The 26292-nt window shown below is 63.6% G+C and carries 24 protein-coding genes and 1 pseudogene; 16 read left to right on the top strand and 9 right to left on the bottom strand.

All coding sequences use genetic code 11. From position 1 onward, the window contains the following. Positions 1–2 precede the first annotated feature (2 nt). The 5 genes from C8D72_RS15370 (at position 3) to C8D72_RS15390 (ending at position 4584) form a co-directional block, all read left to right on the top strand. The gene (locus tag C8D72_RS15370) at positions 3–743 is read left to right on the top strand and encodes a DUF3413 domain-containing protein (RefSeq protein ID WP_115855328.1); all 741 of its coding nucleotides are present in this window, start codon (positions 3–5) and stop codon (positions 741–743) included. Beyond that, positions 740–1546, top strand: a complete 807-nt coding sequence (locus C8D72_RS15375; RefSeq protein WP_115855329.1) for a glycosyltransferase family 2 protein — start codon at positions 740–742, stop codon at positions 1544–1546. Before C8D72_RS15370 ends, C8D72_RS15375 begins: the two co-directional genes overlap by 4 nt. A gap of 123 nt (positions 1547–1669) precedes the next feature. Further along, positions 1670–2710, top strand: a complete 1041-nt coding sequence (locus C8D72_RS15380) for a glycosyltransferase family 4 protein (RefSeq protein ID WP_115855330.1) — start codon at positions 1670–1672, stop codon at positions 2708–2710. Positions 2711–2796: 86 nt separating this feature from the next. Then, positions 2797–3900 carry a D-alanine--D-alanine ligase gene (gene ddlA, locus C8D72_RS15385; RefSeq protein ID WP_115855331.1) on the top strand — a complete coding sequence of 368 codons (1104 nt, stop codon included), beginning with the start codon at positions 2797–2799 and terminating at the stop codon, positions 3898–3900. 54 nt (positions 3901–3954) lie between these two features. Then, on the top strand, positions 3955–4584 hold the full coding sequence (locus C8D72_RS15390; RefSeq protein ID WP_170140623.1) for a LysE family translocator: 630 nt from the start codon (positions 3955–3957) through the stop codon (positions 4582–4584). A 48-nt stretch (positions 4585–4632) separates the two neighbouring features. Here the strand turns inward: C8D72_RS15390 and waaF are convergent, their stop codons facing one another. Next, positions 4633–5643 carry a lipopolysaccharide heptosyltransferase II gene (waaF, locus tag C8D72_RS15395; RefSeq protein ID WP_115855433.1) on the bottom strand — a complete coding sequence of 337 codons (1011 nt, stop codon included), beginning with the start codon at positions 5641–5643 and terminating at the stop codon, positions 4633–4635. A 5-nt stretch (positions 5644–5648) separates the two neighbouring features. Further along, positions 5649–6608, bottom strand: a complete 960-nt coding sequence (gene rfaD / locus C8D72_RS15400) for an ADP-glyceromanno-heptose 6-epimerase (RefSeq protein WP_115855332.1) — start codon at positions 6606–6608, stop codon at positions 5649–5651. Between the two features lie 153 nt (positions 6609–6761). Between rfaD and glyQ the strand changes: the two genes are divergently transcribed. Genes glyQ through C8D72_RS15415 form a run of 3 tightly spaced genes read left to right on the top strand, consistent with a single transcriptional unit; the run spans position 6762 to position 10374 of the window. Then, entirely contained in the window at positions 6762–7724 is a 963-nt protein-coding gene (glyQ, locus tag C8D72_RS15405) for a glycine--tRNA ligase subunit alpha (RefSeq protein ID WP_115855333.1), read from the top strand. Further along, entirely contained in the window at positions 7724–9835 is a 2112-nt protein-coding gene (gene glyS, locus C8D72_RS15410; RefSeq protein WP_115855334.1) for a glycine--tRNA ligase subunit beta, read from the top strand. Before glyQ ends, glyS begins: the two co-directional genes overlap by 1 nt. After that, positions 9832–10374 (top strand): GNAT family N-acetyltransferase, encoded by a 543-nt coding sequence (locus C8D72_RS15415; protein WP_115855335.1) that lies wholly within the window; start codon positions 9832–9834, stop codon positions 10372–10374. The genes glyS and C8D72_RS15415 overlap by 4 nt, the downstream gene beginning before the upstream one ends. Positions 10375–10444: 70 nt before the next feature. Here the strand turns inward: C8D72_RS15415 and C8D72_RS15420 are convergent, their stop codons facing one another. The 4 genes from C8D72_RS15420 to C8D72_RS15435 form a co-directional block, all read right to left on the bottom strand. Continuing rightward, a complete protein-coding gene (locus C8D72_RS15420) occupies positions 10445–12391 on the bottom strand; it encodes an aconitate hydratase (RefSeq protein ID WP_115855336.1) in 1947 nt (648 codons plus the stop codon). Positions 12392–12449: 58 nt separating this feature from the next. Continuing rightward, positions 12450–13949, bottom strand: a complete 1500-nt coding sequence (locus C8D72_RS15425) for a sodium:solute symporter family protein (RefSeq protein ID WP_115855337.1) — start codon at positions 13947–13949, stop codon at positions 12450–12452. Positions 13950–13951: 2 nt separating this feature from the next. Then, positions 13952–14251, bottom strand: a complete 300-nt coding sequence (locus tag C8D72_RS15430; RefSeq protein WP_211308863.1) for a hypothetical protein — start codon at positions 14249–14251, stop codon at positions 13952–13954. Between the two features lie 154 nt (positions 14252–14405). After that, positions 14406–15332 (bottom strand): LysR family transcriptional regulator, encoded by a 927-nt coding sequence (locus C8D72_RS15435; protein ID WP_115855434.1) that lies wholly within the window; start codon positions 15330–15332, stop codon positions 14406–14408. A gap of 140 nt (positions 15333–15472) precedes the next feature. On the opposite strand from C8D72_RS15435, the gene C8D72_RS15440 reads away from it, so the two are divergent. From C8D72_RS15440 to C8D72_RS15455, 4 genes are all read left to right on the top strand, one after another. Then, on the top strand, positions 15473–16741 hold the full coding sequence (locus C8D72_RS15440) for a CaiB/BaiF CoA transferase family protein (protein WP_115855338.1): 1269 nt from the start codon (positions 15473–15475) through the stop codon (positions 16739–16741). A 1-nt stretch (position 16742) separates the two neighbouring features. After that, positions 16743–17672: a hydroxymethylglutaryl-CoA lyase gene (locus tag C8D72_RS15445; RefSeq protein ID WP_115855339.1), complete on the top strand. Its 930-nt coding sequence runs from the start codon at positions 16743–16745 to the stop codon at positions 17670–17672. 69 nt (positions 17673–17741) lie between these two features. Continuing rightward, positions 17742–18938 carry an MFS transporter gene (locus tag C8D72_RS15450; protein WP_245955292.1) on the top strand — a complete coding sequence of 399 codons (1197 nt, stop codon included), beginning with the start codon at positions 17742–17744 and terminating at the stop codon, positions 18936–18938. Between the two features lie 155 nt (positions 18939–19093). Further along, a complete protein-coding gene (locus C8D72_RS15455; RefSeq protein ID WP_115855341.1) occupies positions 19094–20149 on the top strand; it encodes an SDR family oxidoreductase in 1056 nt (351 codons plus the stop codon). A 101-nt stretch (positions 20150–20250) separates the two neighbouring features. On the opposite strand, the gene C8D72_RS15460 is transcribed toward C8D72_RS15455, so the two are convergent. Further along, on the bottom strand, positions 20251–20808 hold the full coding sequence (locus C8D72_RS15460; protein ID WP_115855342.1) for a DUF4168 domain-containing protein: 558 nt from the start codon (positions 20806–20808) through the stop codon (positions 20251–20253). A gap of 75 nt (positions 20809–20883) precedes the next feature. On the opposite strand from C8D72_RS15460, the gene gmhB reads away from it, so the two are divergent. The 3 genes and pseudogenes from gmhB (at position 20884) to C8D72_RS15475 (ending at position 23349) form a co-directional block, all read left to right on the top strand. Beyond that, complete coding sequence (gmhB, locus tag C8D72_RS15465) at positions 20884–21465, top strand: D-glycero-beta-D-manno-heptose 1,7-bisphosphate 7-phosphatase (RefSeq protein ID WP_115855343.1); 582 nt, start codon at positions 20884–20886, stop codon at positions 21463–21465. A gap of 112 nt (positions 21466–21577) precedes the next feature. Continuing rightward, complete coding sequence (locus C8D72_RS15470; RefSeq protein WP_115855344.1) at positions 21578–22801, top strand: FAD-dependent oxidoreductase; 1224 nt, start codon at positions 21578–21580, stop codon at positions 22799–22801. Continuing rightward, positions 22785–23349, top strand: a pseudogene (locus C8D72_RS15475) (DUF924 family protein). Before C8D72_RS15470 ends, C8D72_RS15475 begins: the two are co-directional and overlap by 17 nt. Positions 23350–23392: 43 nt before the next feature. Here C8D72_RS15475 and C8D72_RS15480 read toward each other — a convergent pair. Next, positions 23393–24121 (bottom strand): purine nucleoside phosphorylase YfiH/LACC1 family protein, encoded by a 729-nt coding sequence (locus tag C8D72_RS15480; protein WP_115855345.1) that lies wholly within the window; start codon positions 24119–24121, stop codon positions 23393–23395. Between the two features lie 298 nt (positions 24122–24419). Here C8D72_RS15480 and C8D72_RS15485 point away from each other — a divergent pair, with 298 nt between their 5' ends. Then, positions 24420–25526, top strand: a complete 1107-nt coding sequence (locus C8D72_RS15485) for an NADH:flavin oxidoreductase/NADH oxidase (RefSeq protein WP_115855346.1) — start codon at positions 24420–24422, stop codon at positions 25524–25526. A 39-nt stretch (positions 25527–25565) separates the two neighbouring features. Here C8D72_RS15485 and C8D72_RS15490 read toward each other — a convergent pair whose 3' ends face one another. Continuing rightward, complete coding sequence (locus C8D72_RS15490; RefSeq protein WP_170140624.1) at positions 25566–26288, bottom strand: GNAT family N-acyltransferase; 723 nt, start codon at positions 26286–26288, stop codon at positions 25566–25568. Positions 26289–26292 lie beyond the last annotated feature (4 nt).

Raw genomic sequence — 26292 nt, forward strand, 5'->3', positions numbered from 1 at the left:
TCATGCCTCGTTCAAGTGAAGATTCCCTGCGGTTTCGACTGCGCGCCACTGCCTTTTTTGCCCTGTTCAATCTGATACTTGCCTGGCTTTTGTCGCTGCGCTATCTGCCGATGATCGACATGCCGCCGGAGGCGCTCGGCATCGTCTGGCTGGTCTGCGCCTGGCTGGGGGCGTTTGGCACGCTGGCCGTGGCGATCTGGCTGCTGCCGGCGCTGCTGTCGCTGTTTTTAAAACGCCGACTGCTGATCTGGCCGTGCGCCGTGCTCGGCACGCTGGGGCTGGGGGCGCTGTGGATGGACACCCAGCTGTTTGCCTCAACCGGCGACCACCTGGTGGACCTGTCAGGCGACGACAAACCGACGCTGTCTACCATTCAGTGGGCCATCACCGGCGGTGGAATGGTACTGATCGCGCTGGTCGAGCTGTGGCTCTCCTGGCGCATCATGGCACGCGCCCGGCGCATCCCCTTCCCGGTCTGGAGTCTGGTCCTTTTGATGCCGGTGCTGTTGATGGCAAGCGTGGGCATCGATATCGCCACCGATACCGATCAAACCGCCGCGCTTCACTCGCAGGACGCTGACCGTCAGGCGCTGATGGGCGAGCCGGCCACCCCGGTGCCCGAGGCCCGCGAGGCGGCCACCCAGCGCGACCAGAATGGCGGCCCGGCCATTGATGACAGCGTTGACCCGACCGAGCGTGATACCACCGCCCTCCCCGACGATGACACCGAGGCGCGCCCATGAGCACAAGCGCTGCACGAGCGCCGATCACCGGTGTGGTGATCACGCTTAACGAAGCGGCGAACATCGAGGCCTGCCTGGTCTCGATGGCACGCGTGTGCGATGAGCTGATCGTGGTGGACTCGGGCTCGGCGGACGATACCTGCGAACGGGCCCGGGCCTTTGGCGCCCGGGTGATCGAGCAGCCCTATCTGGGCGACGGCCCGCAGAAAAACGTGGGGCCGAAGGCGGCCACGCACCGCTGGGTACTGTCGCTGGACGCCGATGAGCGCCTCACCGACGAGGCCGTTGCCGCTATTGACGCCCTGTCGCTTGCCGATACCCCTCATGACGGCTTCGCCCTGCGTCGGCGCAATTTCATCGGCTCGCGCTGGGTGAAGCGCTGCGGCTGGTATCCCGACTACTGCCTCAGGCTCTTTGACCGTGAGCGCAAGGCCTTTTCGGAAACACGTCAGCACGCCAGCGTTCAGGCCGTCTCCCCTTGCGAGCTGGATGCCGACATCGAGCACTACTCGTTTGCCAATCTGGCCGAGCTGTTCACCAAGGCCGGCGGGCGCTTTTCCACCCGCGCCGCCAAGATCATGTATTTGAAGGGCAAGAAAGTGAACGCCTGCTCACCGTTGATTCACGGTGCCAACGCCTTCATGCGCAAGTATCTGTTTCAGCGCGGCTTCATGGCGGGGCTGGACGGGCTGTCGGTATCGCTGTCGGCCGGCGTCAACGCCTATCTGAAGTACGCCAAGCTGCTGGAATTTCAGCGCGACCCGCAGGTGCGCGAGCGCGAGGATTTCAATCGGGTCTGGTAGCCCGGGTGTGCGGCGTCGACCCTCCAGCCCTGCCCTCGACGCCGCTTTTGCATCATCACTGGCCCGTTGGCCCCTTCATGCGCCACCCTTGGTGCATCGATTCCCTTACAGGTGGGTGATTCCTTGCATATCTGTCACGTCAATCTGGCGCGCAACTTTCGCGGCGGCGAGCGCCAGACCCAGCTGCTCATCGAGCAGCTGGCCGCCCACGACATTAACCAGACGCTGGTATGTCGCCGGGACTCCCCGCTGCGCCACGCCCTGTCCGACATCGAAGGACTCGAGCTTGTGAGCGCCCATCAGATGTGGGCCGGTCACAAGCTCACGCCGGCGGTGGATCTGGTCCACGCGCACGAAGCCCGCGCCGTTCACTGGGCCTGGTGGCATTCGAAGCTGCGGCGCACGCCCTATCTCCTGACCCGCCGCGTACCGCAGCCGGTCAAGGACAAGTGGTTCAATCGCCGGACCTATGGCGGCGCGGCCACTGCGGTGGCGATCTCCTCGCCCATCGAGGCGCATCTCGAGGCACGTCACTGGTGTCCGGTCACGCGCATTCCCAGCGCCCTGTCGCACTTCACCCGCAATACGACCGTGGTCGAGACGCTGCGCCATCGCTTTGAAGGGCGTTATGTCATCGGCCATGTGGGCGCGCTGGTGGATCGCCACAAGGGACAGAGCCTGATCATCGAGGCCGCACGCCGGCTGGCCGACACGCATCCCGACATCGTGTTTCTGATGCTGGGCAGCGGTGAGGATGAAGAGCGCTTCAAGCAGGAAAGTGACGGCCTCGACAACGTGATCTGGGAGGGCTTTCAGTCCAACGTGGGGGATTATCTGGCCGCCATGGATCTGTTTGTCTTTCCCTCGCGCAACGAGGGTCTGGGCTCGACGCTGCTGGACGCCATGGACGCCGAAGTGCCGATCATTGCCAGTAACGTGGACGGCATTCCCGATATCGTCGTCGATGAGGAAAGCGGCGTGTTGATTCCGCCCAACGATGCCAATGCCCTGCACGATTCGATACTGGCACTCAGGGAAGACCCCGACCGCGGCGCGCGCCTGGCCCGCGGAGCGTGTCAGCGCCTTGAAGCCTTTACCCCCGAAGCCATGGCGAGTCGCTACCGCACCCTCTATGCGCAGCTGCTTGAGGCCGACACCGCCTGAGTGCTTCGCACGCGCGGAACACGCACAGCGGCGCCTGAACATGGCATCATGCGCGCATTGAAGACGACGGCACATCGGGAGTGGTCATGGAAAAAATCAGGGTTGGGGTCATCTTTGGCGGCAAATCGGCCGAGCATGAAGTGTCGCTGCAGTCCGCCCGCAATATTGTCGACGCTCTGGATCGCCAGCGTTTTGACGTCACGCTGATCGGCATCGACAAACAGGGCCAGTGGCACGTCAATGACGCCGATCACTACCTGGACCATGCCGATGACCCGGCCCGCATCGCGCTGCACCATTCAAAGCGGGATCTGGCCGTCATGCCCGGTCGCGACCAGGCGCAGCTGATCGAACCCGAGCAGCAACAGGCGCTGGAACAGCTCGACGTGGTCTTTCCCATCGTGCACGGCACGCTCGGCGAAGACGGCTCGCTGCAGGGCCTTTTGCGCATGGCCAATCTGCCCTTTGTCGGCAGCAGCGTGCTGGGCTCGGCGGTGAGCATGGACAAGGACGTCACCAAACGATTGCTGCGTGATGCCGGCCTTGCCGTGGCGCCCTTTGTCACTGTCACCCGCAAAAGCGCCGCCGAGGCCGACTTTGACGCCCTGCGCGAGCAGCTGGGCACGCCAATGTTCGTCAAACCGGCCAACCAGGGTTCTTCCGTGGGCGTCAGCCGCGTGGACAGCGCCGAGACACTGCGAAAGGCACTGGCGCTGGCGCTCGCGTTTGATCACAAGGTGCTGGTGGAATCGGCCATCCAGGGGCGCGAGATCGAGTGTGCGATTCTCGGCAATGACGAGATCGAGGCGAGCCTGTGCGGCGAAATCATCATCAATGATGACGGCTTCTACTCCTACGACACCAAGTACATCAGTGACGCCGGTGCCGCCGTGGCCGTGCCGGCCGAGATCAGTGATGCCGCCAGCGACGAGATTCGCCGTATTGCCCGGGCCGCCTTCAAAACGCTGGAGTGTGCGGGCCTTGCGCGGGTGGATGTGTTTTTAACGCCCGACAACCGGGTGATCATCAACGAGGTCAATACGCTGCCCGGTTTTACCCGCATCAGCATGTACCCCAAGCTCTGGCAGGCCAGCGGGCTGAGCTATCCGGCACTGGTCACACGCCTGATCGAGCTGGCCCTTGATCGCCATGAGCAGGATCGGGCGCTGGACAGCGACCGGCACGACTAGGGCGCGAACCAACGCAGTGCGGCCCCGGGCAGGGGCCATCATGGGGAGACGGGCGTGGATATTACCTACTGGGGGCTCTTTCTGGGCGCGGCGCTGATGATCAATCTGACGCCGGGGCCGGACATGCTCTATCTCATGGCCAAAAGCGTCAGCGGCGGCCGGCGTGAAGGTCTGGCGGCCGGTGCCGGACTTTGGTGCGGCGCCATGGGGCACGTGCTGGCGGCCGCGCTGGGGCTGTCGGCCATCGTCATGGCGTCCGCCACGGCGTTTACCGCGATCAAGCTGGTGGGCACGCTGTATCTGTTCTATCTCGGCGTGCAGGCGCTGCGCCACGCCGGCGAACAGTTTCGCCCGCCGGAGACCGGTGCACGCCCTGCCGGGGCGTGGCGCGCCTTTCGTCAGGGCGTGCTGGTGGACCTGCTCAACCCCAAGACGGCGCTGTTCTTCATGGCCTTTCTGCCCCAGTTCGTGCGCCCCGAGGCCGGCCCGGTACCGGCCCAGCTGCTGTTGCTGGGCCTTTTGACCATCGCCGTGGCCATTCCCATTGAGCTGGCCGTCGTGCTGGGCGCCTCCCGCCTGACCGACTGGCTGCGCCGGCGTCAGCGCCTGGCGCAGTGGATGGATCGCCTCATGGGCACCGTCTTTATCGCTCTGGGCGCCCGGCTGCTGGCTGTCACGCGCTGATGACCGTCACGCCCTGCTGGTTTTATGCCCTGGTGGCAGGCCGGCCGGTCAGTCGACGGCCATCGTCGCGATCACCTGCGACGCCTCGAGATCGTTGAGACAGCGCGTATGGCCCAGCGGGCAGGTGCGCTCAAAACACGGCGAGCAGGACAGATTGAGCCAGTGGATATCCCGCGACTGCGTCAGGGGCGGGGTGTAGTTGGGCGTGGAGGAGCCATAGATCGCCTGCACATGGGTACCGACGGCGGCGGCCACGTGCATCAGCCCGGAATCGTTGCTCACCGCCTGTTCACAGGCGCCCAGCAGATCCACGGCGTCGGTCAGCGTGGTGTCACCGCACAGGTTGATCGCCCCTTCAAGCCCCTGGCGGATCTCCTCTCCGGCGTTCCGGTCCTTCGGCCCGCCCAGTACGATCACCTGATAGCCGCGCGCGATCATCGCCTCGGCCACCTGGCGGAAATAGGCCAGCGGCCACTGCTTGGCCGGGCCGTATTCGGCGCCGGGCATCATCGCGATCAGCCGCTGCCCCAGGCCGTGTGCCTGCCTGAGCGCCTCCTGTCGTACGCGATCCACCTGCAGGTGCGGCTCGGGGATGGCGTCCGAGGTGCCCTCAACCGGCAGCCCCAGCGACACGAAGCGCTTGACCGTCTGATCCAGCACCACCTTGTCGAGCCGTCGACGCTCGGTGAGCACCACGTAGCGCTGCTCACCGGTAAACCCGATCCGCCGGGGGATGCCGGCAAAAAACGGCGCCAGCGCGGACTTGAGCGAGCGCGGCAGTACGATCGAGCGATCGTATTCCCCCTTCAGCGAGCGCCCGAGACGCCAGCGCGTGCGCAGGCCGGTCTCGCCGTGGCCGGTTTCCAGCACGATGGCGCGGCGCACCTGCGGCATGCGCTCCAGCATCGGTGCCGACCACTTCGGCCCCATGACGTCGATCACGCAGTCCGGATCATGCGCCTTGAGCGTGATGAAAAGGCTCTGCGCCATGACCATGTCGCCGACCCAGGACGGGCCGACGACCAGAATGCGCTCGCCCCGGGTACTGCGTTGTGACAGATCACTCACGAATCGCGGTTCCCGGTAACGCCCAGCGCGTGCATGTAGTCACGAACGCCCTGGGCCAGACCGCGGAACTCGCGGTCATAGCCGGCCTCGCGCAGCCGCGAGATATCGGCGCAGGTATAGCTCTGATAGCGACCCTTGAGGTGCTCGGGGAAGTCGATGAACTCGATCCCGCCCTGCCCGGTCATCTCGATCACGGTCTCGGCAATGGTCTTGAAGGGCTCGGCGCGCCCGGTGCCCAGATTGAAGATGCCGGATTTATCCGGGTTGTCGAGAAACCACAGGTTCACGTCCACCACGTCATCGACATGGATAAAGTCCCGACTCTGCATGCCGGCCTCGTAGCCATCGTAAGCGCCAAAAAGCTTCGGGTCCTCGCCGTTCAGCACCTGGGTGTAGTGATGATACGCCACGCTTGCCATCGAGCCCTTGTGCTGCTCGCGCGGGCCGTAGACGTTGAAGTAGCGAAAGCCCACCACCTGGGTGGTCAGCTGGTCCCAGCGGGCGCGCACGTACTGATCAAAGAGCAGCTTGGAGTAGCCGTAGACGTTGAGCGGCTTTTCGTGCTCGCGCGCCTCGACAAACACCTCGCTGCCGCCGTAGGTGGCCGCGGACGAGGCGTAGAGAAACGGAATCTGATGGGTCTGGCAGTACTCCAGCAGCACCTTCGAGTACTCGAAGTTGTTCTCCAGCATGTACTTGCCGTCCCACTCGGTGGTCGCCGAGCAGGCCCCCTCATGAAAGATCGCCTCGATGCGCGGCAGCCGGGCATCGCGCTTGATCCGCTCGAGGAAGTCATCCTTGTCGAGATAGTCCTGAATCTGGCAGTCGGCCAGGTTGCGAAACTTCGTGCCGTCGGTCATGTCATCAACGACAACAATATCCTCGCGGCCGCGTGCATTGAGGGCCTTGACCAGATTGGCGCCAATAAAGCCAGCGCCGCCGGTAACGACGATCATGAAGCATACTCCTGCAATGAGTTCGTGAGGCGACGACTTCGGAGCGCTGTCCCGAAGGCCGCTGGCGTCACAGGGCAGACAGCCCTATAACCCGCATGGCGCTGATTGTATACTTGTGGGCTATTGAATTCATGGGCCAACGGTGGTTCCCCGATGACGGTTTCATCCACGAGCGCGTCAACGCCAGACGTGAAAACCTTTCAGGGCCTGATTCTGGCCCTGCAGCAGTACTGGGCGCAGCAGGGCTGCGTGATCATGCAGCCGCTGGACATGGAGGTCGGTGCCGGCACCTTTCACCCGGCCACTTTCCTGCGTGCCATCGGCCCGGAGTCTTGGAATTCGGCCTACGTTCAGCCCTCGCGCCGTCCGACCGACGGCCGCTACGGGGAAAACCCCAACCGTCTGCAGCATTACTACCAGTTCCAGGTCGTGATGAAGCCGTCGCCGGAGAACTTCCAGGACCTTTATCTGGGCTCGCTCGAGCATCTCGGTCTTGATCCGCTGGTCCATGACATCCGCTTTGTCGAGGACAACTGGGAATCGCCGACGCTGGGCGCCTGGGGACTGGGCTGGGAGATCTGGCTCAACGGCATGGAAGTGACGCAGTTCACCTACTTCCAGCAGGCCGGCGGCATCGAGTGCTACCCGGTCATGGGCGAGCTGACCTACGGCCTTGAGCGCATCGCCATGTATCTGCAGGACGTCGACAGCGTCTATGACCTGATCTGGACCCGCGCCCCCGACGGCTCGACGGTCACCTACGGCGACGTCTATCTGCAAAACGAGCGCGAGCAGTCGACCTATAACTTCGAGCATGCCGACGTGGCGACGCTGTTTGCCGACTTCGATCACCATGAGCGCGACTGCAAGGCGCTGCTGGAGGCCAACCTGCCGCTGCCGGCGTATGAAAAAACGCTCAAGGCCTCGCACACCTTCAACCTGCTCGATGCCCGCCACGCCATCTCGGTGACCGAGCGTCAGCGCTATATTCTGCGCGTGCGCACCCTGGCCCGCGACGTGGCCCACGCCTATTACGCCTCGCGCGAGGCAGCCGGCTTCCCGCTGGCATCAGTTGAAGTGCGTGCTGAAATTCTCGGTCAGAAGGAAGCGATTTGATGGCTTTTGACAACACATCGGCCGCCAACAACATGGCTTCCACCCGCACACTTCTGATCGAACTGGGTTGTGAAGAGCTGCCGCCCGGTGCGCTGGCCGAGCTGGTCGACGCCCTCGCCCTCGGCGTCAAGAACGGCCTGACCGAGGCCGGTGTTCAGTACGGCGAAGTGCTGCCGCTGGCCACGCCGCGTCGCCTGGCGGTCAGCATCACCCGTCTGGCCGAATATCAGCCCGACCAGCAGATCGAGCGCCTTGGACCTGCCGTGGCCGCCGCCTTCGACAAGGAAGGCAACCCGACAAAGGCTGCGAAGGGCTTTGCCGGCTCGCTCGGCCTTGAAGTGAGCGAGCTCTCGCGCCTTGAAACCGACAAGGGCGAGCGCCTGGGCCATCGCTATACCCAGCCGGGTGAAGCCACCACGGCGCTGTTGCCCGAGATCGTGCGTCGCGCCGTCGATGCCCTGCCGGTCCCCAAGCGCATGCGCTGGGGCGCTTCGCGGGTGGAATTCTCGCGTCCGGTGCACTGGCTGGTGATGCTCTTTGGTGACGAGGTGGTGCCCTGTGAGCTGCTGGGGCTCGAGTCCGGTCGCACCACCCGCGGCCACCGCTTTCACTATAACCAGCCCATCGAGCTCTCCCATGCCGATGAGTATGTGGAAAGGCTTGAAAACCCGGGGTACGTCATCGTCGACATGGTCAAACGGCGCAGCCTGATCGTTGAGCAGGTCCGCGAACAGGCGCGCACGCTGGGCGCCAGGGCCGTGATCGAGGACACCCTGCTCGACGAGGTCACCGGGCTGGTGGAATGGCCGGTGGCCCTGACCGGTCGCTTTGACGAGCGCTTTCTGGAAGTGCCGGCAGAGTGTCTGATCTCGTCGATGAAGGCCAATCAAAAGTACTTCCACCTGCTCGACGAGCAGGACAACCTGATCCCGGCCTTTATCACCGTCAGCAATATCGAAAGCCGCGACCCGCGTCAGGTGATCGAGGGCAACGAGCGCGTCATCCGCCCGCGCCTGGCCGATGCGGCGTTTTTCTTTGAAACCGATCGCAAACAGCCGCTGGCCGCGCGCATCAAATCGCTTGAAAGCGTGGTGTTTCAGCAGCAGCTGGGCACGCTGGCCGACAAGAGTGGCCGGGTGGAAGTTCTCGCCCGTGCCATCGCCGACAGACTCGGCGGCAGCAGCGAGCAGGCCGGGCGGGCTGCCGCGCTGGCCAAGTGCGATCTGGTCACCGAGATGGTGCTCGAGTTCCCTGAACTTCAGGGCATCATGGGCGCCTACTATGCGCGCTTTGATGGTGAAGACGAGGCCGTGGCCAGCGCCGTCTATCAGCAGTATCTGCCCCGCTTTGCCGGTGACGAGATTCCCTCGGCACCGACCGGGCAGGCACTGGCCATTGCCGATCGCCTCGACACCCTGACCGGGATCTTTGGCATCGGCCAGCGCCCCACCGGCACCCGGGATCCGTTTGCCCTGCGTCGCGCCGCGATCGGCGTGCTCAGCATCATGGTGGGCGCCGAGCTGGATCTCGATCTGCGCGAGCTGTTGACCATCGCTGCCGGCCAGCATGGCAGCGTCGATGAGGTGCCGGCGCTGGTCGATGAGGTTCAGGACTACATGCTGGATCGCTTCCGCGCCTGGGCGCTGGAAGCCGGCATGAGTGCCGAGACCTATCTGGCCGTGCGCGCCCGCCCCGTTACGCACCCGTTCGATTTCGAGCGGCGTCTGCGCGCGGTGCACGCCTTCACCCATCGCGAGGAAGCCCAGGCACTGGCGGCGGCCAACAAGCGCGTGGCCAATATTCTGGCCAAACAGTCCGGTGAGATCCCGGCCGACGTCGACCCCGCCCATCTTGCCGAGCCGGCCGAGAAGGCACTTCATGAGGCCATCAGGGCCAAACGCGAGGCGACTGCCCCGCTGATCAAAGCGCGCGACTACGCCAGCACCCTGGACGCGCTGGCCGAGCTCAGGGCACCGGTCGATGCCTTTTTCGATCAGGTCATGGTCATGAGCGACGACGAGGCCCTCAGGCGTAACCGTCTGGCCCTGCTGGCCGGCCTTCAGGGGCTCTTTCTGGCGGTGGCCGACATTGCCCTGCTGGGGCAGTCATGAGCCGCACCATCCGCTTTCGCCTCGCCACATCCACGGATGTGGCGGCGCTGGTGGGCCTGGTGACCTCGGCTTACCGGGGCGAGGCCAGCCGCAGCGGCTGGACCACGGAGGCCGACCTGCTCGAAGGCGAGCGCATCGCCCCCGACGTGCTGCGCACCGATATTGAGCGCCCCAAAAGTTACGTCATCGTGGCTGAACGCCCCGGGGATAGCACCCATGAGCTGGTGGCCTGTGCCCACGTGGCCGAGCAGGACGGCGCCGGCTATTTCGGCATGTTTGCCGTGCGGCCCTGGCTGCAGGGCCACGGCATCGGCCAGGCGGTGCTGGCCGAGGCCGAGCGTGTGGTGCGCGAGGATCTGGGCCTTGACCGGCTGCGCATGACGGTCATCGACGTGCGTCTGGAGCTGATCGACTGGTATGAACGTCGCGGCTATCGCCGCACCGGCGAGTACCAGCCCTTCCCCTACGGCGACGAGCGTTTTGGCGTTCCCAAACGCGATGATCTGCGCTTTGCCGTGCTGGAAAAGTCCCTGGGTTAATATCGTCTGACCGGCGCGGGTGTTTCACGTGAAACACCCGCGTCTCTTTCCTTTTGAACCCTTCCCGGAGTCAGCCCTGCGCCTCCGAGCGCTTTGCTTTCAAATGGTTGATCACACCGCCCGCCCTTAAAATATCGCACTGACGGGCACTCAGCTGATGCGCAAGCCGAACGGTGGTGCCATCGCGCAACCGCGCCTCAACAACCGCCCCACGCTCGACCTGCTCGCCGGGGGCGTCGATGATCACACTGTCACTGTCGACCAGCCGCGGGTAATCACTGTCATCGCACAACGTGAGCGGCAGTACGCCAAAGCTGACCAGATTCTGCCAGTGAAGGCGCGCAAAGCTTTTGGCGATCACCGCCTCAAGGCCCAGATAGCGCGGCACCAGCGCGGCGTTTTCACGGCTCGACCCCTGGCCGTAGTTGTGGCCGGCCACAATGATGTGCCCCGATGGGCTCGCCTTCGCCCGCTCGACATAGCCGCTGTCGATGGCTTCAAAGGTAAAGGCGGCAGAGGCCGGCACATCACTCCACAGCGGCAGCACGCGGCTGCCGGCCGGCATGATGTCGTCGGTGGAAATGTTGTCCCCTACCACCAGCGCCACCGGCGCTTCGATCCGGTCGGACAGCGGCGCAAGCTCGGGCAGTGCCGGGGTGTGGGTGGTGGCCAGCATGGCCGGGCGTGAGCCACTGGCGTCGGGCGGCGTGACGAACATGCGAGGGTCGACCACCATTGCGTCGGGCTCGTCGATGCGCGGCGCGGGGCGCCCCAGCGTGCGCGGGTCGGTGATGACACCGGCCAGCGCCGAGGCTGCGGCGGTTTCGGCGCTGCACAGGAAAACGCTGTCCTCCCGGGTGCCGGAGCGTCCGGGAAAGTTGCGCGGCACGGTGCGCAGGCTGTTGCGCCCGGCCGCCGGGGCCTGCCCCATGCCGATGCAGCCGTTGCAGCCGGCCTGATGCAACCGGGCGCCGGCCTGGATCAGATCGCCCAGATAGCCGTCACGGGTCAACGTTGCCAGCACCTGGCGACTTGACGGGTTGATGTCCAGCGAGACGCCCGGGGCCACCATCTGCCCGCGCACGATCTCGGCGGTAATGGCAAAGTCGCGATAGCCCGGGCAACCGGAGGAGCCGATGTAGGCCTGATGGAGCGGCTCACCAGCCGCTTCATACACCGGCACCACGTTGTCCGGGCTTGAGGGTCGGGCGATCAGCGGCTCGAGACTCGACAGATCGATGTGCTCATGACGGTCATACTGGCACCCTTCATCGGCCTTGAGCTCGCGGAAATCGGCCTGCCGCCCGCGCGCCGTCAAAAAGGTACGCACCGCCTCATCGCTGGGAAAGACGCTCGTGGTGGCGCCCATCTCGGTGCCCATGTTGGCGATGACGTGACGATCCATCGCCGACAGTCCGGCAAGCCCCGGGCCGTAATACTCGAGAATGCAGTTTTTCGCCCCGGCCACGCCGTGGCGGCGCAGCAGTTCGAGCACCACATCGCGGGCGCTGACCCAGTCAGGCAGCGTGCCCTCCAGATACACGCCCATGACTTCGGGCATGGTGATATAGAGCGGCTCGCCGGCCATCGCCTGGGCGATCTCGATGCCGCCGGCGCCGAGTGCCAGCATGCCCAGCGCACCGGCCGCCGTGGTGTGGCTGTCGCAGCCGGCCAGGGTCTCGCCCGGCCGGCCGAAATACTCCATGTGGACCGGGTGGCTGATGCCGTTGCCGGGGCCGCTGTAGATCACGCCCAGGCGCTGACAGGCACGCTCCAGAAACAGATGCGCCTCAGCGTTGATCCCGTCGGCCTGCACCAGAGCGTGGTCGACATACTGCACGCTGGGCGATGTGACCACCCGCTCGACGCCCATCGCCTCCAGCTCCAGCATGACCAGGCTGCCCAGCACATCCTGCAACAGTGCCTGGTCGATGCGCAGGGCAATCTCCTCGCCCGGCTGCGTGCGCCCCGAGACCAGATGCGACTCGATCAGCTTGTGGGTCAGTGTGTGTGCCATTGCCCTCTCCTCATCCCGATCATGCGGCTGACGCCGCCATGGACTGTCTGGATGCTGCTCAGTATTCGAAGCCGATTACCTTGCGCGCGTGCTCACGGTCGGCCCGGTTGATCCCGGTCAACAGCGTGCCGGCCACGCAGATCGTGGTATTGAGCAAAAGTCCCCACAGCCCGCTGTAGATGCCCAGCGGCCGATAGCCCATCAGCGTGAACACACCGGCCATGACGGCACCGGCCAGCATGCCGGCAAAGACGGCGCGGGCGTTCAGACGCGTCCAGTACAGCCCCAGAATCAGCGCCGGGCCGACCTGGATGAGCACCTCGAACTTGAGCACGAAGATCTGATAGAGCGTGGCCGGCGGATACCAGGCGATCACGATCAAAATGGCGACCGCCACCAGCCCGACCAGCTTGCCGGCCAGCACCTTCTGGTATTCGCTGGCGTCAGGCTTGATATAGCGCCCGTACAGGTCGTTGGAGATGATCGAGGAAAAGGTCAAAAGCACCGAGTCGGCGGTCGAGACGATCGCCGCGATTATCCCGCCAAACAGCAGCACCATCGCCCAGTAGAAAAACGCGTTCTGGTTGGCCAGCGCGTTGGCCATCATGCCCACCAGCTGTTCGGACTCGGCCGTGGACAGCCCCGGAAAGGCAGCGATGCCGATGATGCCGACCATGAACACCACGCCGGCGGTCAGAAACGGCATGTAGGCCATGCGGATGAACGAGCGTTTGAGCGTCGCCTCGCTTTTGGCCGAAAAGATGCGCTGCACGGCATGCGGATAGATCGCCGCACCGATGCCGACCAGCACCAGCAGACTGAACCAGCGGGTCAGCCCCGCCCCGTCAGGCGGATTGAGCTTCTCGGGCGCGTTGAGCTGCATGTTGGCCGCCGCCGAGGGCAGGCCACCGAAGTAGTACAGCGAGCCAATCAGCAGCGTGAACACCCCGAACAGCAGCGCGATCCCCTGGATGGTGTCGGTATAGGCCACCGAGCGCATGCCGCCCAGCCAGCTGTAGGCCACCATGATGACGATGAAAAAGATCACCCCCACCTGGTAGGGGATGGTGCCGCCGGTCAGCCCTGACACGCCCTGGCCGATCGCCACGAACTGCTCGAGCAGGTAGTTGGCAAGCCCGTAGAGCATCAAAATGGCCGCCAGAATGCTGACGCTTTTCGAGCGAAAGCGCAGCTCGATCCAGTCCACCGGCGTCAACAGCGAAAAGCGCCGCCCCAGCGCATAAAGACGCGGGGCAAAGAAGAGATACACCATGATGATCATGATGAAAAACGGCACCGACACCAGATACTGATAGCCCATGCGATAGGCGGTGGGCGGGTAGCCGATGACGGTGTTGCCGCTGTACTGGGTGGCAAAGAAGGTGAAAAACAGCACCATGACCCCAAGCCCGCGCCCGCCCAGATAGTACTCATCGAGGCTTTCGCGCATGCCGCGATTGCGCAGAAAGGCAAAGACCCCCACCCCCAGCATCAACGCGCCGTAAAGCGCGAGTACGAAGATGCCCGACCAGCCGCTGAACGCCAGTTCCACTTCCATGATTACGCCTCCTCGTCACGGCGGGTGGCGTCGCGATGGTCATTGCTGCCATCGCCGCTCTCTTTTCCACAGCCATAGAGCTCGTCGCTGTCGGTCTGCCACTGGGTTCTGATCGTCCAGGTGATGAAGATCGACAGAAGCAGCGATGCCCCGAGGATAATCAGCGCCCACAGCGGGATGCCCATCACCAGGGTCGAACCGGCGTCACTGGCGAAGTACCAGGGGTTGATGAGCACAAACAGCACGATAAAGCCTATCCAGACGCGGCGCTTGCGAACGGGCTCGGACATTGCGGGTTTCATGAGACGCTCTCCCGGGCAGAAATACCGCCGCGAGCGCGACGGACCAAAGACCATGACGGACTCTAGCGAGCCGCGCCAGCTACTGGATATTGGTCATTGGACAAGCGCGACTTCGTCAGTGGCGAAGCGCCACGACCTTGGTCGCAGGCCCGGTCTATGCCGGATCCGCCGTCTCGTCATCGCGGTCGCGCGCGCCACAGCGCAGCAGATGATCCACCAGCTGTCGGGCGGGCACTGCCAGGGCGTGGTGGTCACGCATGACCAGGTGCAGCTCGCGCAGTGCCCAGCCATCGGTCAGCGGCACCGCGACCAGGCGCAGACCATGGCGCTCGGCGTTGACCGCCCGACACGGCAGCACGCCGATGCCCATGCCGCGATCGATCATGCGACAGATGCCTTCAAAGCTGCGCACCTGGATGCGCATGCGCAGCGGCCGGTCAAAGCGCCGCGCGCCGTTTTGCAACAGCGCCTGCAGCGAGGCGTCCTGCTCGAGGCCGATAAAGTCGTTGTCGAGCGCCTGCTCGAGTGCCACCGCGGCCTCGCCGGCCAGCGGATGCCCCTGCGGCACCACCAGCACCAGCCGGTCGCGGCGCCACAGTCGCGCATCCAGCCCCTCGGCCGGCACGTGCCCGGCATACAGGCCGATATCGGCCAGCCCGTCACGCACGGCGGTGACGATTTCATGGCTCAGCCGCTCCTTCATGTCGATGCGAATCTGCGGGAAACGGTCCATGAAATCGCCCAGATCGTCCGGCAGAAACTCGATCACCGACGAGGTGTTGGCGTGCAGGCGAATATGGCCCTTGATGCCGACGCTGTATTCGCTCATGTCAGCATCGAGACGCGACAGGCCCTCTAGCATCAGCCGGGCATGGTGCAAAAAGGCGTGCCCGGCCGGGGTCAGCTCGATCCCCCGCGGGCGGCGATAGAGCAGCGAGATGCCGATCTGGTCTTCCAGATCGCTGATGCGCTTGCTCACCGCCGCCAGCGCCAGGTGCTCGCGTTCGGCGGCCCGCGTCAGGCTTCGCTCGTCGGCAATCGCCACAAACAGGCGCAGGGTGACAAAATCAAGACGCTTCATGAAAACTCCGATCAGACAGGGCGTCAGTCTGACACTGTCTTCGTCGCCTGCGAACGCTGCCTTGGTCAAACCCCAATTGTGACGCCGGCCGCGGCTCGGCCATGCTCACGCTCCTACCCATGTCCGAAAGCGGATCCCCCATGACAGCCCATGACACCCCCTCTGCCACGGATGCACCGACGCCCGCCCTGGCCGGCCTGAAGGTGCTGGAGCTGGGCCAGCTGATCGCCGGCCCCTTTGCCACCAAGCTGCTCGGCGAGTTCGGCGCCGATGTCATCAAGATCGAGCCGCCCGAGACCGGCGACCCGCTGCGCCGCTGGCGTATCGTCGAGGACGGCACCTCGCTGTGGTGGCACGTCCAGACCCGCAATAAGCGCTCGCTGTCGCTGGATCTGAGAAGCGAGGAGGGTCAGGCCATCGTGCGCCGGCTGGCCGGTGAAGCCGATATCGTGGTGGAGAACTTTCGCCCCGGCACGCTGGAGAAATGGGGGCTGGGCTGGGAGGCGCTGAGCGCGGCCAACCCGGGCCTGATCATGGTGCGCATCTCCGGCTACGGCCAGACCGGCCCCTATCGCGACCGTCCGGGCTTTGGCGTGATCGGGGAAGCGATGGGCGGGCTGCGCTATCTGACCGGTCACCCGGGCGAGCGCTCGGTGCGGGTCGGCGTGAGTCTGGGCGATTCGCTCTCGGCGCTCTATGGCGTGATCGGCGCGCTGCTGGCGCTGCAGGAGCGCCACCGAAGCGGCCAGGGTCAGTACATCGACGTGGCCCTCTATGAATCGGTCTTTGCCATGATGGAGAGCCTGATCCCCGAGTACGACGGCGCCGATGTGATCCGCGAACCCAGCGGCAGCGCCCTGACCGGCATCACGCCATCCAATGCCTACCCGTGCCGGGACGGGGAGCATGTCCTGATTGCCGGCAACGGCGACAGCATTTATCGACGCCTGATGCAGGCCATCGACCGCCCCGATCTGGCGGACGACCCGGCGCTGGCCCACAACGACGGCCGCGCTCGTCAGGCCGAGCGCATTGATGAAGCCATCAGCGCCTGGACCGCTGAACACGCCCGCGAACACGTGCTCGACGTGCTGGAGGCGGCTCACGTGCCGTCGGGCTATCCCTATACCGCACGCGATATCGTCAGTGACCCGCACTATCAGGCCCGCGAGATGATCCAGACCATCATCACCGCCGAAGGGCGACAGCTGAAGGTGCCGGGGGTGATGCCCAAGCTCAGCCGCACGCCGGGGCGCATCGACGGCGGCGGGCCGCGACTGGGCCAGCATACGCAAGGCGTGCTCGACGAACTGGGCATCGATGCCGAGACCCAGCGCTCGCTTTTCGAGCGTGGCGTGCTCTATGACATCGACCGACCGGCCCCGGCACCCCGGGAAGGAGGCGAGTAACATGCACCAGCGCGTTTACATTCAGGAGGTTGCGCCGCGCGACGGCCTGCAGATCGAAGAGCGCTTCGTGCCCACGGCCGACAAGATCGCCCTGATTGATGCGCTCTCGGGGACCGGCGTGGCGAAAATCGAGGCCACCTCGTTCACCTCCCCCAAAGCGATTCCCAACCTGGCGGATGCCGGGGAGGTGATGGCCGGCATTACCCGCCATGACAACGTGGACTATGTGGCGCTGGTGCCCAACGAGCGCGGCGTCGAGCGGGCGCTGGCGGCCGGCGCCGATGAGCTCAATCTGGTAATGTCGGCAAGCGACAGCCACGGCCTGGCCAATCTGCGCATGACGCCCTGGCAGTCGCTGGCGCGCTTTCCCGCGATGATCGAGCAGGCGCGTGGCCGTGAGGTCTTTATCAACGCCTCGATCTCGACCGCCTTTGGCTGTCCATTTGATGGCGAGGTGTCTGCCGAGCGCGTCATCGACATCGTCGAGCGGCTGACGGCGCTGGGCATTCGCGGCGTCTCGCTTTGCGACACCACCGGCATGGCCAACCCGGCGCAGGTCGGATCACTCTGTGAGCAGGTGCTCACGCGCTGGCCCGAGCTCTCTATCACGCTACACGTGCACAACACCCGCGGCATGGGGCTGGCCAACGTACTGGCGGCCTGGCAGGCCGGGGTGACGCGCTTTGACGCGGCCCTGGGCGGGCTGGGCGGCTGCCCGTTCGCCCCCGGCGCCAGCGGCAACGTCTGCACCGAGGACATGGTCCACATGTTCGAGGCGATGGGCGTTGATACCGGGGTGGATCTTGATGCCCTGCTGGCCGTCTCTGCCACCCTGCCCGAGCTGGTCGGCCATGACGTGCCGGGCCAGGTGGTCAAGGCCGGGCGCTCGAGCCGTCGCTATCCGCTGCCCGAGCACGTGCGCCAGTCCTGATGCTTTGCGCCCGGGCGTAAAGCGGCCCACACTGCGCCTCTTAAGCTTCAAGCCAGAGAGGCGCTCGCCGTGACATCCCGGGATACGACAACAAAGGCCCTGCCGACCCCCCTGCTGCTTTTGATGGCCGTCGCCACCGGCATTTCGGTGGCCAGCAACTACTACGCCCAGCCGCTTTTGCATACCATCGCCGCCCGGCTCGATCTGACCTGGTCGGGCGCCGGCATTATCGTCACCACCGCACAGCTGGGTTACGCCGCCGGGTTGCTGCTACTGGTGCCGCTGGGGGACATGATCGAGCGTCGCCGGCTGGTGGTCACCATGATGCTGCTGGCAACGCTTGGTCTGGTGGTCAGCGCGCTGTCCACCAATCTGGCCGTGCTGCTTTTGGGCACCGCCATTACCGGGGTGTTCTCGGTGGTCGCCCAGGTGCTGGTGCCCTTTGCGGCCACGCTTGCCGCCCCCGAACAGCGCGGCCGCGCCGTGGGTACGGTCATGAGCGGACTGTTGATCGGTATCCTGCTGGCGCGCACCTTTGCAGGCGTTTTGTCGACGCTGGGCAACTGGCGGCTGGTCTACATGGTGGCCGCGGCGTTGATGCTGATCACCACATTGCTGCTGTGGCGCGCCCTGCCCCGGCTCACCACTCACGCGGGGCTTGGCTATGTGGCGCTGATCCGCTCGGTGGGTACCCTTTTGACGACCCATCCGGCGCTGCGCCTGCGCGCTGCCCTGGGCGCCCTGACCTTTGCGCTGTTTGCCGCCTTCTGGACGCCGGTGGCGTTTCTGCTTTCCTCCCCGCCCTGGCGGTTCAGCGATGCCACCATCGGCCTTCTGGGGCTGCTGGGCGCGGCAGGCGCGCTGGTGGCGCCCTGGGCCGGGCGTCAGGTGGATCGCGGCCGGGCCCGGCTGACCACCACTTCAGGGCTTATCCTGCTGCTGCTGGGCTGGCTGCCACTGCTGGGCGCCGAGCACTCGCTGATGGCCATCGTGGCCGGCGTGCTGGTACTGGATATCGCCGTGCAGCTGGTACACATCACCAACCTCAACATGGTTTATCGCATCGACCCCGACGCCCGGAATCGGCTCAATGCCGCCTACATGGTGAGCTACTTTCTGGGCGGCGCGACCGGCTCGCTGGCCTCGGCCTGGCTGTATGGTCACACCGGCTGGACGGGCGTCGCGGTCTTCGGCATCGCCATCAGCCTGGCGGGGATCGTGATCTGGTGGCGCGGGTATCGCCATGAGGCGAATCTGTTTGCGTAGCCCCACTGCAGACACCTTCACGTCACACCGGGTGAAGGGTCTTTTCCTGACAGGCGTTATTGTGAAATCGCCCCTTCGAATTATCCTTGAGGTAGATGAGCGGCCCGGGACAGGAGATCCCGCCGCCTGCCCTATTCGTCATTACAGGAGCCACCATGACCACACTGCCCATGAACGCCCTGATTGCCGGTGCCAGCGGTATTATCGGCCACGCCGCCGCACGAACCCTCAAGGCCGACGACGCCAGCGTCAAGGGACTGGCCCGCCACGAGGTGGACGGCATGGACACGGTCCGGGTTGATCTGACCGACGCCCGGGGCACGGCGCAGGCCATTGCCCGGGAAGCGGCCGATACAACCCACGTTTTCTATGCGGCCCTCGCCCCGGATGACAGTCTGTCGGTGGAAGCCGAGCGCAACGCCGGGATGCTGGCCAACCTGCTGGACGCCCTGGAGGCTGCTGGGGCGCCGCTTGAGCGGGTCGTGATCTATCAGGGTTTCAAGATTTATGGCATTCATCTGGGCGCCGACGTGCCCACGCCGGCCCGGGAAAGCGACCCCGGTCACATGCCGCCCAATCTCTATCAGGCGCAGGAGGCACAGCTGGCCCGGCGTGCCAAAGACGCCTCGTGGGATTACGTGGCGCTGCGCCCGGATGTCATGGTTGATGGCAATGTCCACGGCAACCCCATGAACATCGCACTGGTGGTGGGCGTGTTTGCCACCCTGTCGAGAGAGCTGGGGCTACCGCTGCGCTTTCCGGGCAGCGAGCAGGCCTATCGTGTATTGATGCAGTTTACCGATGCCGACCTGCTCGGGCGCGCCAGTCTCTGGGCGGCCAGCACCCAGGGCATCGGTGGCGAGGCGTTCAACGTGACCAATGGTGACGTGTTTCGCTGGCAGCGCCTCTGGGAAGATGTGGCCGACTACCTTGGCATGACCACGGCCTCGCCGGTACCGCTGGACCTGCCTGCCCACATGGCCGACAAGGGCGATCTCTGGCGTGATATCGCCCGCCGTCACGATCTGGTCGAACCGGATCTCTCGAAGCTGGTGGGCTGGGACTTTGGCAACTTCATCTTCAATACCGAAACGGACGTCATCTCGGACGTCAACAAGATCCATGATGCCGGCTTTCAGGAGACCGAGGCGGCACGCACGTCGCTGCTGCGCGCACTGGATACCCTGCGCGCCAACCGCATCATTCCCTGAAACATGATCGCGCCTTTAAAAAAAGCCGGCCCGCCAAATGGCGGGCCGGCTTTTTGCCTTCTTCACGGCCGTAAGGCACTACGGCGCGTGAGTACCGGTCATTACTGCGCCGGCTGCTGCTGCGCCTGAGACTGCATGGACTGAAGCTGCTGGTAGAGCTCCGGGTCCATATCGATCAGACGCTGTTCCAGTGCCTTGTCCCGCGAGGCATCGGTACCGATCTGCTGATACTGCTGAACGGACAGGTCATGCTCCTGCAGGGAGTCTTCCGTCTTGCTCTGGAAATCCTGCATCAGCGACTGCGCCTGCTGCTGATCTTCCACGTTCTGGCTGGAGAGATTCTGGATGACCGGAATCATGTCGCGATTGACGTCCAGAAACGAGCGCAGCTCGTCATCATTGTACTGCTCGGACAGTGTGCCAGACTCAACGGGCTGGGGCTGTTGCATCTGTGCCGGTGCCTGCTGCTGGCCCTGCGGGGCGCCCTGGCTGCCGGCCATGGCCATCGGGGCGGCCAGCATACCGGCCGTGATCAGGGCCGCGCCGAGCATCGAAACGGGCTTTTTCATGGTGAACTCCGAAAAAAGAATTTGATTCAATGTACTGTAGTCATCGCAGGGCGTCCAGGAAGTGACGGTCGTCACGGTGTCGAAGGTCATGACGCCACCTCACAGAACGACCGCTCGTTTTTATCTACCCACCCTTTTTCAGGGACCATTGCAGAGAGTGCCCACATGAGCGCAGGACTGATTATTCTCGACCGGGATGGCGTGATTAACGAGGATTCCATCGAGTTCATCAAAAGCCCGGAGCAGTGGCTGGCCTTTCCCCAGGCGCTGGAAGCCATTGCCCGCCTGCATCAGGCCGGCTGGCTTCTGGCCGTGGCCACCAATCAGTCCGGCCTTGCCCGCGGCTACTTCGATGAGGCGACCCTGGAGGCGATGCACGACAGGATGCACCGCGAGGTCGAGGCGGCCGGCGGCCTGATCTCTCATGTCGTGTACTCCCCTCATGGCCCGGACGACGAAAGCGAGACCCGCAAGCCCAAGCCGGGACTTCTGTATCAGATTCGTGATCTGTGTCAGCTTGAGCACCTTGATGAGGCCTGGATGGTCGGTGACAGCCTGCGCGATCTTCAGGCCGGGCAAAGCGCAGGCTGCAAAACGGCGCTGGTGCTGACCGGCAAGGGAGAGATTACCCGGGGCGATCTGGACCAGCTTGAACGTCCCGACGAGGTCGTGATTGCCGACTCCCTGCTGGAGTTTGCCAATCGACTGCTGTCGGACGACCCGACCATGACCGATTCCAGACACTAGCGTCCTGCGGCACCGGCGCACACGACGGGGTGCCGGCGACGCGAGCGCGACGGGCGTCGTTTATACTTGAATCTTCATTTCACGCGGTATTACTCACACGGGTGGCGCAACCATGACAGACACCAGCACGATCAGATCGGACATCGTCATTGTTGGCGGTGGCATTGCAGGACTGGCCATGGCGGCCCGACTGGCGACGCGTACCACGTTCACCGTCACGGTACTCGACAGTGACCGCCCCCCCGAGACGCCGGATGACGCCCTGCAGCTGCGCACCACCTCGCTCAACAGCGCTGCCATGAAGCTGCTGCAGGACGCCGGCGTCATGATTCATCTGTCGTCGCGTTTTCTGACCGACTTCAGTCGGCTCGAAGCTGGCAGCCGCGACGCCCCGAGTGCCCTGAGCTTCAGCGCCGACGACATCGAGCTGGACCGTTTCGGGGTCTTTGTCGAAAACGAGCGCCTGCGCGCGGCACTGTGGCAGACGCTGACCGCGATGCCGCAGGTCACCCTGATCAGCGAAGCACGGCTGTCGTCGCTTCAGCGTCATGACGACCATGTCGATGGTCTGCTTGATGACGGTCGAGCGCTGGACACCCGCTTGATCATCGGTGCCGACGGCGCAAGCTCCCACGTGCGGCATCTGGCCGGTATCAGCAGCCAGCAGCGCGACTACGCCCAGGAGGCCATGATCATCAATGTGCGTCTGGCCGAGTCAGCGGGCCATACCACCTGGCAGATTTTCACCCCCAGCGGGCCGGTCGCGCTGCTGCCGCTGCATGATCGACAGGCCTCCCTGATCTGGTATGACAGCCCGGGACAGATCCAGAAGCGCATGACCATGAGTGATGACGCCCTGCGTGCGGCCATTCTGGAGGCCTTCCCGGCGCGGCTCGGGTCCATCGAGGCCATTATCGAACGCGGGCGTTTCCCGATTCGCCGGCTGCACGCCCAGCGCTATGCGGGCAAGCGTGTCGCGCTGGTCGGCGATGCCGCGCATGTGATTCATCCCATGGCCGGTCAGGGCATCAATCTGGGGCTGGCCGATGTAGTGGCACTGGCCGATGCCCTCGAGCAGGAGAGTGATCCGGGTAACGGCCATGCGCTGAGCCGCTATCAGCGCCGTCAATGGCCGCGTAACGCCGCCATGCTGACCGGCGTCGAGCAGCTTCACCACCTCTTTACCCTGCCCTTTGCACCGCTGCGCTCGCTGGCGGAAAGAAGCCTGAAGGGTGCCGACCGCATGACGCCGGTCAAGCGTTTCATGATGTCGCTGGCCACCGGCCAGCCGTTGGCGAGCGGCAGGGGCCACACCCGCCATGACCCGGGAGAATGACGTTGTTGACGTCCTGACGTTCTGGTTCGAGACCCTGTCACCCAAACAGTGGTTTCGCCGCGATAACGCCCTGGATGCCACCATTGCCAAACGCTTTGGCGCGCTGCTGGAGGCGGCCCGCCAGGACGAGCTTGCCTGTTGGCGTGGCAGTGATCGCGTCAACGACAGTGACCGCGGTCGTCTGGCCGAGATCATCGTCATCGATCAGTTTTCACGCAACGTGTATCGCGGAGACCCGCGCGCCTTCTCGCATGACCCGCAGGCGCTGGTACTGGCGCAGGAAGCCGTGCGTCTGGGATGTGATCAGCGGCTGTCGCTGACACAGCGCCCTTTCCTCTATATGCCCTGGATGCACAGCGAATCCCTGCACATTCATCAGGAGGCCGTGCGGCTGTTTGATCAGCCCGGGCTTGAGCGTCACCTCGAGGTGGAACACCGCCACCTGGCGATTCTCGAACGCTTTGGCCGCTATCCGCACCGCAATTCTGGGCCGCGACAGCACGCCTGAAGAGCTTACCTTTTTGACCACACCCGGCTCATCGTTCTAGATCGATTTAAAACGTCTGGCATTGTTTCACGTGAAACACCGACTCAGGGCACAATCACCAGCCCCGAGTGCTGATTGGGCAGCTTCGGGCGGGTTTCAGGGTCGGGATGGGTCAGCGTATGACGGCGATGGCTCTGAAACCGATAGGCATCCGGATCAGGGCCCTCACGCGGCCCCGCAGACCCATCGACCAGCGTGGTAATGGTGCACTGATCGATATGCGCGATCTCCCCGATGCCCGCTGACTCCAGCTTGTGACAGGCGATGGCCCCCAGCGCCAGATGGCGCGGACGCGGCGACATGATCGCTTCCGGCAGGTCGAGCCTGGCCCTGAACTGCGCTATCAGCGCTTCGCTGACCTGGTAGGCATGAGCGCCGGCCGCCGGCCCCACCACCGCCACCCATTGCGACAGCTCGCCCCACTGCAGCGCCGTGATCTGCTTGAGCATCCTTTCGATGATGCCATCCATCAGCCCGCGCCAGCCGGCATGCAGGACGCCAATATAGCGCCCGCTGCGGTGGGCCAGCAGAATCGGCAGGCAGTCTGCCGTGACAATAGAGACGGGAACGCCCGGCCGGTCGGTCACAAAGCCATCGGCGTGACCGCACGCCTGCCCGGGGGTTTCAACCGTCACAATGCGCGTGCCATGCACCTGCTGTTTGTAAGGCCGCGCCGTTTCAAATTCGACAAGGACCTCGGGAGTCAGCATTTGCCGATGACCAAAACCGTGGGCAATCGAGGGGATGGCGGACAGCAGGCAGGACTGAATCATGAATGGGGCTCCAGTGACGCGAATGCCCCTATTGTAGGCCCGTGTAGGCCCGGCCGGCCTGACGCCACCCCGAATCACAAACAAAAAAAAGCCTGCCAGGGGATGGCAGGCGACAAGAATATTTCTTGCAAGGGATCATTCAAGGGAACACTGACTTTGAGTCGTCCTATGGGGAAGAGTTCCCGATACAGGCAAAAAATTTTCGATGATCACCATCGATTTTGATAGCGGGCTAATGGCCTTGGCCTGTGCCAGACTCATGACATCTGTTGGACCCGACCTTCAAAGGAAAACCGCAATGCCCTCCCCTCGTCTTTTTGAACCCCTGAAGCTTGGCAATCTTGAACTGCCCAATCGCATTCTGATCGCGCCGATGTGTCAGTACTCGGCACAGGACGGCAATGCCACCGACTGGCATACCATCCATCTCGGCCATCTGGCGCTCTCGGGCGCCGGCCTGTTGATTCTGGAAGCCACGGCAGTGTCGCCGGAAGGCCGTATCAGCCCTGACGACCTGGGGCTCTGGAACGATGACAACGAACAGGCGCTGAAGCAGACGCTGGACGCCGTACGCAGGAATTCGGACATGGCACTGGGTATCCAGCTCGGTCATGCCGGTCGCAAGGCCTCCGCGCATGTGCCGTGGGAAGGCGGGGCACAGATCGCGCCTGACGAGCCGCGCGGCTGGCAGACCGTGGCCCCTTCAAACGTTGCCTACAGCGAAGAAGAAAACGCCCCGCACGCCCTCTCCCTTGATGAGATTCAGGAGGTTCGCGAGCAGTTCAGGCGCGCCGCCGAGCGCTCGGCGCGTCTGGGCATCGAGGCGATCGAGATTCACGCTGCCCACGGCTATCTGCTGCACCAGTTCCTCTCGCCGCTGTCCAATCAGCGCAGTGATCAGTACGGCGGCAGTCTGGAAAACCGCATGCGCCTGACGCTCGAGATCTTTGATGGCGTTCGGGACGTCTTCCCGCAGGAGCGCCCGGTGGGGATACGCATCTCCGCCACGGACTGGGCGGACGGCGGTTGGAGCATTGAGGAGAGCCAGGCACTGGCGAAAGAACTGGATGCCCGGGGCTGCTGCTTCATCCACGTCTCCAGTGGCGGGCTGACCTCAAACCAGCAGATTCCGGTCGGCCCGAGCTATCAGGTGCCGCTGGCGCGCGCCATCGGTGAGGTCGTAACCATGCCGACCATTGCCGTGGGGATGATCACCGAGCCGGAACAGGCAGAAGCCATTGTGGCCACCGGTGATGCCGATGCGATCGCTCTGGCCAGAACCATGCTGTATAACCCGCGTTGGCCATGGCATGCCGCCGCCGCGCTGGGCGCGCAGGTGACAGCGCCGAATCAGTATCTGCGCTCACAGCCGCATCAGTACAAGGATCTGTTTTTGAATCAGTAGAGTTATAAAAAGAGGCTACCCTGTAGCCTCTTTCAAATATCATTGCGCCACTTCATCACCCATGCTTTCTAAAACAATATTATTCAAGTCTTCAGCGGTATAACTTACCTGCTTTTTAAACTCACTCATGATCCCCAGGAACGCAGGCGACATGGTGGCTAAAGTAGTACGTGTATTTAAGTAATGCGCTGCACGAATGCCGCAAACATCATGATCTTCACTAACTTTCTTGACCTGTAGACCCATGATCGACAACAAACGGGCAAAATTTGTTTCTAAAAAGCAGATCATGTGAGGTCGATCAAGTATGTCGAGCAACACAGCCACATAGGCATACAACCCTGGAGTGATTAACCTGTTTGTCATGGTGCTGGAAGAGGACTTTCTAAAATCATTAGCGACAACTATACGAGAAACCTCACATATTTTTTCACGCGAGATAGATGAAACATCTATCTCGTCATTATAGAGATTCATACCACAATGATCTTCTACTGGAAGTTTCTCATATCGTGACGCCACGGGTAAGACTATTCGAGTGCATCCTGCTATTCTTCCTGTATGCCTGCAGATAACAGCTAGAGGAATAGCATGATTATCATGTAAATCTTTTTCCTGGCCGTCTAATAACGATTCTGAAAGCTTATAACCCAACTCTTGTAAAAAAACCTTATACCTTAAACTATAAACAGAAAATCTGTCCTCATTGGACGATGCAACCCTTACTTCAAAATCAAGAAAAAACCTTTCTACGATATCCATAACA

Origin of the sequence: Kushneria indalinina DSM 14324, from assembly GCF_003385845.1 — a bacterium.
Lineage (GTDB): Bacteria > Pseudomonadota > Gammaproteobacteria > Pseudomonadales > Halomonadaceae > Kushneria > Kushneria indalinina.

What these genes read in the sequence shown, in the direction of transcription:
- C8D72_RS15370 (WP_115855328.1), top strand. Translation starts at nt 3, where the DNA reads ATGCCTCGTTCAAGTGAAGATTCCCTGCGGTTTCGACTGCGCGCCACT.
- C8D72_RS15375 (WP_115855329.1), top strand. Translation starts at nt 740, where the DNA reads ATGAGCACAAGCGCTGCACGAGCGCCGATCACCGGTGTGGTGATCACG.
- ddlA (WP_115855331.1), top strand. Translation starts at nt 2,797, where the DNA reads ATGGAAAAAATCAGGGTTGGGGTCATCTTTGGCGGCAAATCGGCCGAG.
- rfaD (WP_115855332.1), bottom strand. Translation starts at nt 6,608, where the DNA reads ATGATCGTCGTTACCGGCGGCGCTGGCTTTATTGGCGCCAATCTGGTC.
- glyQ (WP_115855333.1), top strand. Translation starts at nt 6,762, where the DNA reads ATGACGGTTTCATCCACGAGCGCGTCAACGCCAGACGTGAAAACCTTT.
- glyS (WP_115855334.1), top strand. Translation starts at nt 7,724, where the DNA reads ATGGCTTTTGACAACACATCGGCCGCCAACAACATGGCTTCCACCCGC.
- C8D72_RS15415 (WP_115855335.1), top strand. Translation starts at nt 9,832, where the DNA reads ATGAGCCGCACCATCCGCTTTCGCCTCGCCACATCCACGGATGTGGCG.
- C8D72_RS15420 (WP_115855336.1), bottom strand. Translation starts at nt 12,391, where the DNA reads ATGGCACACACACTGACCCACAAGCTGATCGAGTCGCATCTGGTCTCG.
- C8D72_RS15425 (WP_115855337.1), bottom strand. Translation starts at nt 13,949, where the DNA reads ATGGAAGTGGAACTGGCGTTCAGCGGCTGGTCGGGCATCTTCGTACTC.
- C8D72_RS15430 (WP_211308863.1), bottom strand. Translation starts at nt 14,251, where the DNA reads ATGAAACCCGCAATGTCCGAGCCCGTTCGCAAGCGCCGCGTCTGGATA.
- C8D72_RS15435 (WP_115855434.1), bottom strand. Translation starts at nt 15,332, where the DNA reads ATGAAGCGTCTTGATTTTGTCACCCTGCGCCTGTTTGTGGCGATTGCC.
- C8D72_RS15440 (WP_115855338.1), top strand. Translation starts at nt 15,473, where the DNA reads ATGACAGCCCATGACACCCCCTCTGCCACGGATGCACCGACGCCCGCC.
- C8D72_RS15445 (WP_115855339.1), top strand. Translation starts at nt 16,743, where the DNA reads ATGCACCAGCGCGTTTACATTCAGGAGGTTGCGCCGCGCGACGGCCTG.
- C8D72_RS15455 (WP_115855341.1), top strand. Translation starts at nt 19,094, where the DNA reads ATGACCACACTGCCCATGAACGCCCTGATTGCCGGTGCCAGCGGTATT.
- C8D72_RS15460 (WP_115855342.1), bottom strand. Translation starts at nt 20,808, where the DNA reads ATGACCTTCGACACCGTGACGACCGTCACTTCCTGGACGCCCTGCGAT.
- gmhB (WP_115855343.1), top strand. Translation starts at nt 20,884, where the DNA reads ATGAGCGCAGGACTGATTATTCTCGACCGGGATGGCGTGATTAACGAG.
- C8D72_RS15470 (WP_115855344.1), top strand. Translation starts at nt 21,578, where the DNA reads ATGACAGACACCAGCACGATCAGATCGGACATCGTCATTGTTGGCGGT.
- C8D72_RS15480 (WP_115855345.1), bottom strand. Translation starts at nt 24,121, where the DNA reads ATGATTCAGTCCTGCCTGCTGTCCGCCATCCCCTCGATTGCCCACGGT.
- C8D72_RS15485 (WP_115855346.1), top strand. Translation starts at nt 24,420, where the DNA reads ATGCCCTCCCCTCGTCTTTTTGAACCCCTGAAGCTTGGCAATCTTGAA.
- C8D72_RS15490 (WP_170140624.1), bottom strand. Translation starts at nt 26,288, where the DNA reads ATGGATATCGTAGAAAGGTTTTTTCTTGATTTTGAAGTAAGGGTTGCA.